We start from the raw sequence: 12,403 nt of genomic DNA, 5'->3' as shown, positions 1-12,403 counted from the left end.
GCATTACTATAACATTGAAACGGAACAAAAAAGGGCCAGCGATTGCTGACCCTGTATAGTTTTAAATCAAGAATGGTTAAAGTGCTTTAAAAATAGACTCAACACTTTCTTTCGCATCACCAAATAGCATTGATGTATTTTCTTTGAAGAACAGTGGGTTCTGTACTCCTGCGTAACCAGTATTCATTGAGCGCTTGAATACCACTACGTTTTTCGCGTTCCATACCTCCAATACGGGCATACCAGCGATTGGGCTGTTCGGATCTTCCAGTGCGGCTGGGTTGACCGTATCGTTAGCACCGATAACCAATACGGTATCGGTTTCTGCAAAGTCATCATTGATTTCATCCATTTCAAGAACGATATCATACGGTACTTTTGCTTCAGCGAGTAACACATTCATATGCCCCGGTAGACGACCCGCTACTGGGTGAATCCCAAAGCGAACTTCAATACCTTGTGAACGAAGTACATCAGTAATTTCATGAACAGGGTATTGTGCCTGAGCTACTGCCATGCCATATCCTGGAGTGATGATTACTGATTTTGAGTTCTTCAACATCTCTGCAACTTCTTCAGCCGTTGTTTCACGATATTCGCCCTGCTCTTCGTCACCTGAAATCACTATCTCTTGACCAAAACCACCGGCAATAACACTGATAAACGAACGGTTCATTGCTTTACACATGATGTAAGAAAGAATCGCACCTGATGAACCTACCAAAGCACCTGTTACAATCAATAGATCATTTGCGAGCATGAAACCTGCTGCCGCTGCTGCCCAACCTGAGTATGAGTTCAACATAGAGACAACAACTGGCATATCAGCACCACCGATTGAAGCGACTAAATGGTAGCCGAATGCGAACGCGATCAAAGTCATCACAATAAGAGCGAACATGCTGCCATCTGCTTTTACGAAGTAGATCATAAGAAGCGTAGAAATAACAACCGCTGCGAGGTTCATTTTGTGCTTATGAGGCAGGTTAAGTGGCGACGAAGAAATCACACCACGCAGCTTACCAAATGCGACAATTGAACCGGTGAAAGTTACGGCACCGATGAACACACCCAAGAATACTTCTACAAGGTGGATAACATGCTCAGCATGTGTTGCTGCTTCTGGCGCATCTAGGTAACTGTTGTAGCCAACTAAAACCGCAGCTAAACCTACAAAGCTGTGTAGAATCGCAACCAGTTCTGGCATCTCGGTCATTTCTACTTTCTTCGCATAGAAAATACCGATCGCACCACCTATCGCCATCGCGATAATGATCCAACCAAAACCTTGCGCATCTGGGCTAAAGATCGTCGCTATCAGCGCGATCGTCATACCAGCGATACCGTAGTAGTTACCATTACGAGCAGACTCTTGCTTTGAAAGTCCCGCCAAACTCATGATGAAAAATAATGCAGCAACAATGTAAGCTGCTTGTACTAATCCTGCAGACATTGTGACTCCTATTTATCTTTGCGGAACATTTCAAGCATACGCTTGGTGACGGTGAAACCACCGAAGATATTGATACTCGCGATCAATACGGCAATAAAAGATAGGAATGAAACGACGCCATTACCTTGTCCAATTTGCAGTAATGCACCAACGACAATAATGCCAGAGATAGCATTCGTTACTGACATTAGTGGAGTATGAAGTGCATGGGTAACATTCCATACTACGTAGTATCCGACAACACACGCTAGAACAAATACAGTAAAGTGAGAAAGAAACGCTGCCGGAGCAACCGATGCTACCCATGCAAAGGCTCCAACAGCCGCTGCCACACCAATAATTTTCTTCGTTGGAGACGTAGGTTCTTCTACTTTAGGCTCTGGCTTCACAGGCTGTTCTTGTTTCACTTGCGGCTGAGCTGAAACCTGAATTGGTGGCGCTGGCCAAGTAACTTCACCTTCTTTCACCACGGTAACGCCACGGATAACAACATCTTCAAAATCAATATTGATGTTGCCATCTTTCTCTTTACACAGCAGTTTTAGAAGGTTAACAAGGTTTGTCGCGTAAAGCTGAGAAGATTGTGTTGGCAAACGACCAACCATGTCAGTGTAACCAACAATTTTTACGCCGTTATCCGTCATGATAACTTGGTCTTTCACTGTATATTCACAGTTACCGCCATTAGCAGCTGCCAAGTCGACAATTACACTGCCCGCTTTCATGCTGTCGACCATTTCTTTGGTGATCAACTTCGGCGCAGGTTTACCAGGGATGAGCGCGGTCGTAATAATGATATCAACATCTTTAGCTTGCTCTGCGTATAACTCTGCCGCTTTTTTGTTGAAGTCATCAGACATTTCTTTTGCGTAGCCATCCCCAGAGCCTGACTCTTCTTGAAAGTCAACGGTCAGGAACTCAGCGCCCATCGATTCAACTTGCTCTTTTACTTCTGGGCGAACGTCAAACGCACGGACAATAGCACCTAAGCTACCTGCAGCACCGATAGCCGCCAAGCCAGCGACGCCAGCACCCGCAACCAATACTTTCGCTGGAGGTACTTTACCGGCAGCCGTAATTTGACCGGTAAAGAAACGACCAAACTCATGAGCTGCCTCAACCACTGCACGATAACCAGCGATATTAGCCATCGAAGATAGCGCGTCTAAGGCTTGTGCACGTGAGATACGAGGAACGGAATCCATGGCAAGAACGTTAATGTTCTTACTTGAAAGTTGTTCCATCAACTCAGCATTTTGAGCCGGCCAAATAAAGCTAACCAGTGTTGCTCCATCTTGCAGTAACGCAATTTCGTCAATGCCTTGCTCATCATCCACAATTGGCGCATTAACTTTTAAAATAAGGCCAGATGCCCAAACTTCTTCACTAGAAACGATTTTCGCACCAGCTGCTTCATAAGCGGCATCATCGAAACTCGCTAGCCCCCCCGCTTGGGATTCAATCGCGACATCGAATCCCAATTTTATTAACTGCTCAACCGACTTCGGCGATGCAGCCACTCGCGATTCACCCGCGAGTATCTCTTTAGGTACACCGATTTGCAAAACGCATACTCCTTGTATACATATCAATAAATTAGTCCCAAAACAGAGCGTCGCTCTACTCTAATTCTTTTTTATTTCTATCTGTTTACCACGCAAGACAATTGCAAACGAAAGATGATGTTTGGGGACACCCATTTGCACAATAACACCTTGACTAACAGCCCTGTTATTATTCTGTTTGTATCGAACGCGTCTCATTACTTCAAGTGTTTTGTAATTTAAATACTAAATTTCATTACATATAACGCTAAGTAATGAATGATTGTCGCTCTGTGCACGAAAAATAACAACGCAACACCGTACTAGACTGAGGTCTAACCAGGTAACGATTAAATACTGACTTAACAGAGATTTAAGCGTTAAAAAGAAAGAGCCACTAGCATATACACTAATGGCTCTTTTTAAGATGACTGGAATCAAATTGCAGTAAATTGCTAGTCGAAGATTTTATCGCCCATTTGATCAATAAACATTTGAGATTTCTTCAACATAAGGTCATTGGCATCTTGCTCTGAGCCAAGCAAATCGGAGCGAATAAACCGATGTGTTTTCACTTCATCATTGTCATGCTTTTCTATTCGACCAGCGATGCGATATTGTCCGCCCTCTGAAAGGCTCTCTGGGTAAATAAGGAAACCTTTATATTCAACTGGTTCGATATTTTTGGCTTCAACCGTTTTCTCACTACCACCAAACAAACGCGAAAAAAATCCCACGATTCCTCCTTGGGTCAGCTCACTAGTCAACTGAGCGACTCTTACTTAATATTAACGTTAAGGATCGGTTTTTCATACCAATCCAACTCTTTGTCATCATCATAACTAGTATGGGAAAAAATTACAGGCACATCATACTCTCGGTTCTTACGCCTGTCTTCTTTCACCATTTCTGCGGCGTTTTTCACCGCTATATCCGCGCTTTGCTTAAACTGGCTTAATTTTTGTTCAGGAAGTGAAGACAAAAAATCAATATCATGACGGATATAGACAGGCTTGAGCTGGATAAGCGCAAGGCAAGCAATATCGGCTAACTGTTCGTTGTCATACTGTTCTAAAAATTCGGGCAAACTGAGAACCTGGCCTACTAAGGTTTCCATGTAGTTGTGCACATCTGAGCTTATCTGCATCTGTAAATCTCCTTTTTCCTATGAAATGAGTATAGCAACGACTTGTTTATAACAACTTATTGATTGCTCTTAATTTAATCAATCTCTCTCTTTTTGCCGTAATGTCTTCCAAAATACTTGGGAAAAGGAACAAATAGACGTATTCTTGCTAGTTCTCAAAGTTCGAAATTCAATAACGGATAAATATCCATATTGATAAAACGATTTACCTAACCAATTATATAGTCAACTATTTTCAGGCAGTTTGTAATAGATGTCCTCATCGTCAATGACTTCATCAGGCTTCAGATTCTCATTCCCTTTTTTGCTACTGGGCATAGTGAGTTCGGGCATGGACAGCATTATTCAGATGACTCAGGCAAACTGGGGCATTGCCGCAAACTTGCCGTACATACTATTAGGTTGTGCGCTACTCCTTTGTTATTCATTTAAGCAAGGCAGAGAGTCCATGGTGTGCTTGGCAATGTTGCTAGCCTACTTCGTGATACAGCACCGCCTACAAGTCCCGCTTCAAAGTGGTACCGCTTTACTTGAGCTAACCATTTTAGCCACGTTACTTCCTGTCTCGTTTCTTACGGTATTTTTGTTTAGTAAAGAAGGTTTTGACTCTAGAGCCATGTTGACTTACATCTTGATGTTAGCAATGTTCGTTCTTTGGTCTTATCTAACGCTAGCATATTACGTTGAAGGAGGGTTTGAACAATGGACAAGCGGTATTTTATTTATTGTACCTACGGTCTCTAAACTGCCTTTAATTCTTGTTTTATATTGCGTGGGTATTGTCTGTTTTCTTGGAATCCTTGTTTTAAAGAAGAATGAAATTATCCATGCGATGACCTACTCTGCCATGGTATTGGCGTCTGCGACGTTCATTTTCTTTGATGTGCAGTACATATCAAGCACCATGTTTACGCTAACAGGGCTGCTTATCATTATTTATGCCGCTTCCGCTAGCCATCAACTGGCTTTCACCGATAGCCTAACGCTGATTCCAAGCAGACGTGCACTTGATCTCGATCTAAAACACATGGGTAAGAAGTTCACGATCGCAATGCTTGATGTTGACCATTTTAAAAAGTTTAACGACACCTACGGTCACGATACTGGTGATGACGTTCTAAAAATGGTCGCTTCGCGCCTCACTAAAACCCCAGGCGGCGCAAAAGTTTATCGATTTGGCGGAGAAGAATTTACCATCGTTTTTAAAGGCAAATACGCTGACGAATGTAAGAACTTTTTGGAAGAAGCTCGCAAATCGATTGCAGAATACGAGATGATATTACGCGATGAAGAATCTCGCCCTGAGAACCATAAACAAGGACAAAAACGTCGTGGTAGCAACAGTTCGAAAAGAAAGTCGGTTTTTGTTACCGCAAGTTTCGGAGTTGCTGATAGCCGGAATGGGCAAGCTCCTCTGGACGTTATTAAATCAGCGGACGAAGCACTTTACAAAGCGAAAAAGGCCGGACGTAACTGCATAAAGCTTCGTTAGACCCTCACCAATCGTGAAAGTTAACAAGCTTGTCTGGGTTTAAAACAAAACCGAACTTCCCCATCAGCATAATAACTGCACTCATCGTTGCCACTATCCCGATGTCATCTATCTAATCAAAGGTATAAGGTATACGCCCGATTGCGACATTCCGTTCGCACTGTTTGCCTATCTTACTTTGAGTTAGCTTTAAAATAACCACCAAAAGTGACAACGCAACAAAAAGAATGGCATTCATAAGATTTTGTTTTTAAAAAGAATTAACTACAGTATGTGTGTTTCTTCCCAAAGACTTCGATGTATATAGTGCTTTATCAACGGTTGCATACAAGTCTGATTGCACTTCTTTCCCTGTCGGTTGAAAAACAAAAACACCCTGTGACACTGTCACTCTATTTGACACACTAGAATACTCATGTGGGTAATCGAGAAAATACATAGCCTCTTGTATACGCTCGGCTTCTCTTTCTGCTGTTTGAGTGTCGGTACACCCTAGCAACACGACAAACTCTTCCCCACCATATCGACCTACATATTCCCCAGAGCGACAAAACGTCGCCTTTAGTTGATTCGCAATCGCTTGCAAGCAACGGTCGCCTTCAATATGACCGTAATTATCATTAAACGGTTTAAAGAAATCGACGTCCAATAGAATCAAAGCCATTGGCATATTGTGACGGCCATGCCATGCAACCATCGATTCCAACTTATGGTCGATATAACGGCGGTTATAGAGTTTGGTTAGGCCATCTTCATTCGCTTGCTGAGTCAAAAGTTGATTAACCTGCTCCAATTGAGCTGTCGCTTGCTTAAGCTCTCGTCTCATATGAGCAATACGCTGCATTGCGATAAGTTTAGAGTTCAGTACCAGTTTATCTACCGGCTTAATTAAATAGTCATCACCGCCCGCATCTATGGCTTTAGCAATCATTTCTGGCTCTTCGTGACTACTCAAGAAAATAATTGGGATCCAATCCGGAAACGTTTCTCTTATATGAAGAGAGACTTCAAAACCGTTCATATCTGGCATTGATATATCGAGTAACACCAGTTCCGGGTCAAAACTCTCGTAGGTATTTAACGCCTCTAGTCCACTACCTACGGCTTTTACAATATGTCCAAGTTGCTTTAGACGAATAGCCAACTGCATCCTGTCTAGCTGAACATCGTCAACCAGAAGGATTCGCATCGATGTCCCTGTCGGTTGCATAACGCGTTCCATTTTTAATTATGTCTTTATTAAACATATACCATACTCATAGAGTTGTTGCATTCGACTCATAATTAAGTGCTATATTTTTGTTTGAATATCACGGAATCCATTGCATAAAGCAGTTAGACTGAACGTTACCCTATCTAATCATGGCCTGTGAGCAGAAGTTCAACAAACTCATTCACTTTGGTCATCTTGCGGACTAATGGGTATAGCTATTTGATGCATTTGGTATTAATATTCCCGCCTTTTTGTAATGAGAGACACACCATGTCAGAAGCAACTAACAGCGAAAGCAAAAAAATCGATCTAGCCAGCATTTCTCCAGAGCTACGTAAAGTTATCGAATTTGACGAAGTTCCAGAGCAAATGTTCGAAATGGTTACCTCTATCCATGAAGTGTCTGAAGAAGCGGTACGTGAATCATGGGACGAAATGCCAGCAAGTGCACAGAACATTCTAGACAACTTTGAACAGTTTCATGCTCTAGTTTCTGTAGGCCAAGCATTCGCTGGTATTAATGTGATGGAAGAGTTCCCTACTCTTAATCTGCCAGAAAACATGACAGATGAAGATAAAGAAGAATACCGTGCTCAACTACTTGATAATGTGCTTCACAACTGCGTGAAAGACATGGTTAAGCAACTGAAGAAAGCACGTCGTGACCCACTTCTTAAGCGTGAATTCAAAGAAGTATTCGCGAAGTAATTCCGACATTCTTCTAGTAACAAAGGCCGCACTTTGCGGCCTTTTTTGATCATGAAGCGTAAATCAGTCTAAACGGTTAATGAGGCGCTAGTGCCATATCTTTTTGTGTCACACTGACACCTTTAATTTGTGCAAAAACACGGCTACCAACTTTTAGGTTGAGATCATCAAGGGCCCACGGTGTGATCGTTGCCCACAAATAACATTTCTCGTCTAGCTTGAGTGATACATTAATACTCTGCTTGTCATCGGCTGCGTTAAACGCCTCGATGGAATCGACAATAGCAGGCAAAATATTTCGAATCGACGTCGCCTTGGGTTGCTCGAGCGTGATAGAAACGTCGTTGGCACGCACTTGCAAGCGTATTGGCGTGTCTGGTGTTCCGTCAATCTTTTGCACCCACAGGAGTACATTAGGTGCAAGGCTGATACAAGTCAGTGCATAACGTTCATGATGTTCAGCAATCCGGCCTTCAAATAAGCTGCTTTGATCTGAGAAAGATTGCCATGGACGCATAGCATGAGAAGCCCACACTTCCTCAAGCTTACCTGAACTCGAAATTTTACCTTGGTCAATAATTGCAAGGTGCTGAGCAAGCCTTAAAATTTCCTGGAGACTGTGTGTGACATAGATAATAGGGATATTTACCTTCTCAGACAACTCCTCAAGAAAAGGCATTACCTCACGCTTTCTTGGCATATCGAGTGAGGCAAGTGGCTCATCCATCAAAAGCAAATTGGGTTTAGATAGCAATGCGCGCGCAATCGCAACACGTTGCTTTTCACCACCAGAAAGTGATACCGGAAAGCGCTTTAGTAACGGTTTGATAGACAAGAGTTCGGTGACTGCATCAAAATACTCGTCATCTTTTTCTTTAACGCCATATAACAAATTGCCTTGAACCGAATAGTGAGGAAACAAACGTGAATCCTGAAACACATAACCAATACCACGCTTGTGCGTTGGTAGGTTAATTCCCTGTTCACTGTCAAACAAAACATGCTCACCAACCGCAACATACCCTTGCCTTGGAGTGACCAATCCGCTGATGATGTTAATCAACGTCGTTTTACCTGCACCAGATCGTCCAAACAAGGCACTAATTCCGTTACAGGGTAACTTAAGTTTGATGTCGAAGTCAGTCTCACCAAGCATTTGTTTAAATTGGACTTTAATCGTCATTGCTTCGCACCCAATCTGCTTGCCGCTTTACGATTTAGCCATTCAGAGATCATTAATGTAGACAAGGCTAACGCGATAGAAATGATACACAGACGAGCCGCCTGCATTTCTGCACCTGGCGTTTCAATAAAGTTGTACATTGCCAGCGGAATCGTTTGGGTCTCACCCGGAATGTTAGAGACGAAACTGATCGTCGCCCCGAATTCGCCAAGACTACGAGCAAATGACAGCATCGTTCCCGTAATAATTCCGGGAACGGTCAGTGGTAACGTGACGGTGAGAAACACTTTTAAAGGAGAAGCGCCTAACGTAGAGGCTGCGTGCTCCAATTTAGGGTCGACGCTATCTAAGCTTAAGCGTACTGAACGAACCATCAAAGGCAAAGCCACGACAATACAAGCGACTACTGCCCCTTTCCAATTAAAGCTAAATACTACCCCTAAGTTTTCATAGAGCCACTTTCCAAGGAACCCTTGTCGTCCTAAAGAAATCAACAATAAATAGCCGATTACCACTGGCGGCAATACCAGTGGTAAATGAATTAAGCTATCGAGAATCGATTTACCAAAGAACGTTTTTCGAGAAAGTAGCCAAGCAAGAAAAACGCCGAGAGGAATCAGCCAAAGTACTGCGTACGCGCCTACTTTGAGGCTTAACATTAAGGCTTGGTATTCCAGTTCTGTCACGCTTCGTTCCTATAATTGAAGGCCGGTTTATTGCTGAAAGCCATATTGAGCAAAAACGCGTGCGGCTTCGTCCGATTTTAGGTACTGGAAGAACTGCTCCGACTCAGTAGAATCATTCACAATTGCTGCCGGGTAAACAATAGCCGCATGCGTATCACTCGCAAATTCGCCGACAATTTTGACTTTATCAGTTAACTGAGCATCGGTTTTGTAGACCACACCTAAAGGCGCTTCTCCACGTTCAACCAACGCCAAAGCTAAGCGCACATTCTTTGCTGGTGCGACGTGAGTTTGAACCGCTTTCCATACACCCAGTGTAGTCAATGACTCTTTCGCGTACATACCAGCAGGTACTGACGTCGGATTGCCTAAAGCAAGACGATTTCCATGCAATGCCTTCTCCCATGCCTTTGCATCAGAAAAGTTAAATGAGGTTAATTCTGAAGACTGAGGAGCAATCAAGACTAAGCTATTGCGCACTAGATTTGTGACATTGTCACGACAAATGACGTCTTTATCGACCAAATAATCCATCCATTTCGTGTTCGCAGAAATGAATACATCCGCTGGTGCGCCATTGATAATTTGTCGAGCGATAGCAGAAGAACCACCATAAACGGGAGTGATAGAAACGTCATACTTTTCTTCAAAGTTTTGCGCGATCTCGTTAATCGCATTCGTCATAGAAGAGGCTGCATACACTTTTAGGTTCGTTGATGCGTTTGCTGAAAATGAAATGCTTAATACTACCGTAAGGCAAGCATACTGTTTCCATGCTTTCATAGAGATACTCCAATACAAGGCAAGCGAAAGAACAGGTTATTTAAATATAAAGTTCAATCAGTTAATGGGCTATTTAAACAAAAAATCAAGGCGCACATGTTGTTCTATCGCATCTGCGATGCGATTAATGCCTTGCTCCTTTAACTCTTCAAAGTCTTGTTGTTTGATTTGGGTGCCGTTTACCCATTCTGATACCAGGCTTAAGACAGCTGCCTCGTCAAAGAACCCGTGAAGGTAGGTTCCCATGATTTGGCCACACTCGCTGATCGCCCCCTCCGCTTCACCGGAACTGAATGTAAGAGGTTGCAGGCCCCGTACTTCACTTCGCCCTACGTGGATTTCATAACCCTTTACATTGGCTGTTTTGCCGTTAAGAGAAAGCTGTGCTTTTGTGTTTGTAAGCTGTTTGCTGTTAGTTAGCGTCGTAGTGATATCAAGCAAGCCAAGTCCTTCGCTTTGACCTGGTTGGCCTTCGACGCCGTTTGGATCATCAATCAAGTTTCCAAGCATCTGGTAGCCTCCACAGATACCAATCACTTTTCCACCAAGACGAATATGACGCAAGATATCGTTATCCCACCCTTGGCTTCTTAGATACTCCAGATCGTCTCTCACTGATTTGGTCCCAGGCAAAATAACCAGGTCGGCTTTATCTATTTTTTCGCCTTTACCTACATAACGTAGATTGATGTCTGGATTCAATCGCAGCACATCAAAATCAGTATGATTACTAATCCGGGTTAAAACAGGCACAACAACATTCAGTTTTACCTCAGAGTGCAACTCTTGCTGCGCAGTGATCGCGTCTTCTGCTTCTAAATTCAAACCATGGAGAAAAGGAAGTACACCAAGTACAGGTTTACCTGTTTTTTCTTCTAGCCAATCGAGGCCCGATTGCAATAAACGAATATCACCTCGAAAACGGTTGATAACAAATCCTTTTACTCGCGCTTGTTCAGATTCAGAAAGTAGCGCAAGTGTTCCGTACAAATGTGCAAACACTCCACCACGATCAATATCAGCAACAATGATCACTGGTACATCAGCGGCCTCAGCAAAACCCATGTTTGCAATATCGCCTTCTCGTAAATTGATTTCAGCAGGACTCCCCGCGCCCTCGATAATGATCGAATCAAATTCTTGAGTCAGACGAGAGAAGGAATCTAACACCGTGTCCATCGCCACTTTCTTGTAATCATGAAAGCCAGCCGCATCCATATTGGAAATCGCCTTACCCTGCAAAATGATCTGAGCACCTGTATCACTGTTAGGTTTAATTAAAACCGGATTCATATGTACAGTTGGCTCAATATTACACGCCTGTGCCTGAACGGCCTGTGCTCGACCTATTTCACCGCCATCTTTGGTTACCGCACTATTTAGTGCCATGTTTTGTGGCTTAAATGGGGCAACATTTATCCCTTTTCGTGCTAATACACGGCATAAACCTGCCACAAGGACACTTTTTCCGGCATCCGAAGTGGTGCCTTGAACCATTAAAGATGGGATCGCTGATTTCATGAATGTTTGTAAGGAATAGAGGAAGATGAACAATCATAACGTCATCGTCCCCACTTACTCAAGCAAATGAATAGAATATGAATGTTGAAATCATCATTGGTTCAAACAAGCCCTGTTTTAATGACCCCATCAAAACAAACCGATGAGGATGTAACATGAAAAAGAATACAATTATCGCAACAATCGCCGCCTTAGCTATTGCTCCTTCTATCGCGTTCGCGAAAGATAACGCTCAAAACCAATCAAACTTGCAGTTTAACGGTCCTGTCACTGTGGAAAAATTGGATGCCTTGCTAAACGACTCCAATATGTTTACTGAAAAAGATGTGGTCGTTGAAGGTAACTTATTGCGTCAAGTTCGCGCGGATAAGTTTGTCTTTAGCGATGGTTCCGGTGAAGTGATGGTCGAACTCGATGACGATATTCAGCTAAATACTCCGATTGATCACACGACTAAAGTCCGTCTGTTTGGCGAATTTGAAGGCGGGAACAAACCAGAGATTGAAGTCGAACAACTCGTGGTCATGTAAAACAAACCCCGATTGCTGTGCATATCAACATGATGTAGTGACGATTACAGCTAAATAGTGACGGCAAGCACTTAAAATGATAGCTTTATCAATCTTGGTCTGCTTTTTGCAGACCATTTTTTTGTTCATTTTAATCATCTTGC

Annotated in this window: 12 protein-coding genes; 3 read left to right on the top strand and 9 right to left on the bottom strand. The window is 43.0% G+C overall.

Annotation, left to right across the window (positions count from 1 at the left end):
* Window positions 1-76: 76 nt before the first annotated feature.
* The 4 genes from pntB to R7Z78_RS20470 all read right to left on the bottom strand — a co-directional run bounded on the left by pntB (window position 77) and on the right by R7Z78_RS20470 (window position 4,144).
* Window positions 77-1,453 carry a Re/Si-specific NAD(P)(+) transhydrogenase subunit beta gene (gene pntB / locus R7Z78_RS20485; protein ID WP_005376248.1) on the bottom strand — a complete coding sequence of 459 codons (1,377 nt, stop codon included), beginning with the start codon at window positions 1,451-1,453 and terminating at the stop codon, window positions 77-79.
* Between the two features lie 8 nt (window positions 1,454-1,461).
* Window positions 1,462-3,018 carry a Re/Si-specific NAD(P)(+) transhydrogenase subunit alpha gene (locus R7Z78_RS20480; RefSeq protein ID WP_025767765.1) on the bottom strand — a complete coding sequence of 519 codons (1,557 nt, stop codon included), beginning with the start codon at window positions 3,016-3,018 and terminating at the stop codon, window positions 1,462-1,464.
* A 434-nt stretch (window positions 3,019-3,452) separates the two neighbouring features.
* Window positions 3,453-3,734, bottom strand: a complete 282-nt coding sequence (locus R7Z78_RS20475) for an HlyU family transcriptional regulator (protein ID WP_005376244.1) — start codon at window positions 3,732-3,734, stop codon at window positions 3,453-3,455.
* A gap of 41 nt (window positions 3,735-3,775) precedes the next feature.
* The gene (locus tag R7Z78_RS20470; RefSeq protein WP_005376241.1) at window positions 3,776-4,144 is read right to left on the bottom strand and encodes a late competence development ComFB family protein; all 369 of its coding nucleotides are present in this window, start codon (window positions 4,142-4,144) and stop codon (window positions 3,776-3,778) included.
* A 253-nt stretch (window positions 4,145-4,397) separates the two neighbouring features.
* Here R7Z78_RS20470 and R7Z78_RS20465 point away from each other — a divergent pair, with 253 nt between their 5' ends.
* Window positions 4,398-5,636 carry a sensor domain-containing diguanylate cyclase gene (locus R7Z78_RS20465; RefSeq protein WP_065275318.1) on the top strand — a complete coding sequence of 413 codons (1,239 nt, stop codon included), beginning with the start codon at window positions 4,398-4,400 and terminating at the stop codon, window positions 5,634-5,636.
* Between the two features lie 250 nt (window positions 5,637-5,886).
* On the opposite strand, the gene R7Z78_RS20460 is transcribed toward R7Z78_RS20465, so the two are convergent.
* A complete protein-coding gene (locus tag R7Z78_RS20460) occupies window positions 5,887-6,846 on the bottom strand; it encodes a diguanylate cyclase (RefSeq protein ID WP_017634619.1) in 960 nt (319 codons plus the stop codon).
* Between the two features lie 273 nt (window positions 6,847-7,119).
* On the opposite strand from R7Z78_RS20460, the gene R7Z78_RS20455 reads away from it, so the two are divergent.
* A complete protein-coding gene (locus R7Z78_RS20455; protein WP_005376232.1) occupies window positions 7,120-7,557 on the top strand; it encodes a DUF3069 domain-containing protein in 438 nt (145 codons plus the stop codon).
* A gap of 76 nt (window positions 7,558-7,633) precedes the next feature.
* Here the strand turns inward: R7Z78_RS20455 and modC are convergent, their stop codons facing one another.
* From modC to R7Z78_RS20435, 4 genes are all read right to left on the bottom strand, one after another.
* Complete coding sequence (gene modC, locus R7Z78_RS20450; protein ID WP_104976085.1) at window positions 7,634-8,740, bottom strand: molybdenum ABC transporter ATP-binding protein ModC; 1,107 nt, start codon at window positions 8,738-8,740, stop codon at window positions 7,634-7,636.
* Window positions 8,737-9,426: a molybdate ABC transporter permease subunit gene (gene modB / locus R7Z78_RS20445; protein ID WP_104976084.1), complete on the bottom strand. Its 690-nt coding sequence runs from the start codon at window positions 9,424-9,426 to the stop codon at window positions 8,737-8,739. The genes modC and modB overlap by 4 nt, the downstream gene beginning before the upstream one ends.
* Window positions 9,427-9,453: 27 nt before the next feature.
* A complete protein-coding gene (modA, locus tag R7Z78_RS20440; RefSeq protein ID WP_104976083.1) occupies window positions 9,454-10,209 on the bottom strand; it encodes a molybdate ABC transporter substrate-binding protein in 756 nt (251 codons plus the stop codon).
* A 69-nt stretch (window positions 10,210-10,278) separates the two neighbouring features.
* Window positions 10,279-11,730, bottom strand: a complete 1,452-nt coding sequence (locus R7Z78_RS20435) for a cobyric acid synthase (RefSeq protein ID WP_104976082.1) — start codon at window positions 11,728-11,730, stop codon at window positions 10,279-10,281.
* A gap of 155 nt (window positions 11,731-11,885) precedes the next feature.
* Here R7Z78_RS20435 and R7Z78_RS20430 point away from each other — a divergent pair, with 155 nt between their 5' ends.
* The gene (locus tag R7Z78_RS20430) at window positions 11,886-12,260 is read left to right on the top strand and encodes a YgiW/YdeI family stress tolerance OB fold protein (RefSeq protein ID WP_005376220.1); all 375 of its coding nucleotides are present in this window, start codon (window positions 11,886-11,888) and stop codon (window positions 12,258-12,260) included.
* The last annotated feature ends 143 nt before the right edge of the window (window positions 12,261-12,403 follow it).

Origin of the sequence: Vibrio sp. 1167, from assembly GCF_033340375.1 — a bacterium.
Taxonomy (GTDB): domain Bacteria; phylum Pseudomonadota; class Gammaproteobacteria; order Enterobacterales; family Vibrionaceae; genus Vibrio; species Vibrio alginolyticus.
Note: the sequence above shows the minus strand (reverse complement) of the source record. Positions and strands in the feature narration are given on the sequence as shown.

Bases quoted from the DNA above. Each gene is read 5' to 3' on its own strand.
- modC (WP_104976085.1), bottom strand. From the start codon at position 8,740: ATGACGATTAAAGTCCAATTTAAACAAATGCTTGGTGAGACTGACTTC.
- R7Z78_RS20430 (WP_005376220.1), top strand. From the start codon at position 11,886: ATGAAAAAGAATACAATTATCGCAACAATCGCCGCCTTAGCTATTGCT.
- R7Z78_RS20470 (WP_005376241.1), bottom strand. From the start codon at position 4,144: ATGCAGATAAGCTCAGATGTGCACAACTACATGGAAACCTTAGTAGGC.
- pntB (WP_005376248.1), bottom strand. From the start codon at position 1,453: ATGTCTGCAGGATTAGTACAAGCAGCTTACATTGTTGCTGCATTATTT.
- R7Z78_RS20465 (WP_065275318.1), top strand. From the start codon at position 4,398: ATGTCCTCATCGTCAATGACTTCATCAGGCTTCAGATTCTCATTCCCT.
- R7Z78_RS20460 (WP_017634619.1), bottom strand. From the start codon at position 6,846: ATGCAACCGACAGGGACATCGATGCGAATCCTTCTGGTTGACGATGTT.
- modA (WP_104976083.1), bottom strand. From the start codon at position 10,209: ATGAAAGCATGGAAACAGTATGCTTGCCTTACGGTAGTATTAAGCATT.
- R7Z78_RS20435 (WP_104976082.1), bottom strand. From the start codon at position 11,730: ATGAAATCAGCGATCCCATCTTTAATGGTTCAAGGCACCACTTCGGAT.
- R7Z78_RS20455 (WP_005376232.1), top strand. From the start codon at position 7,120: ATGTCAGAAGCAACTAACAGCGAAAGCAAAAAAATCGATCTAGCCAGC.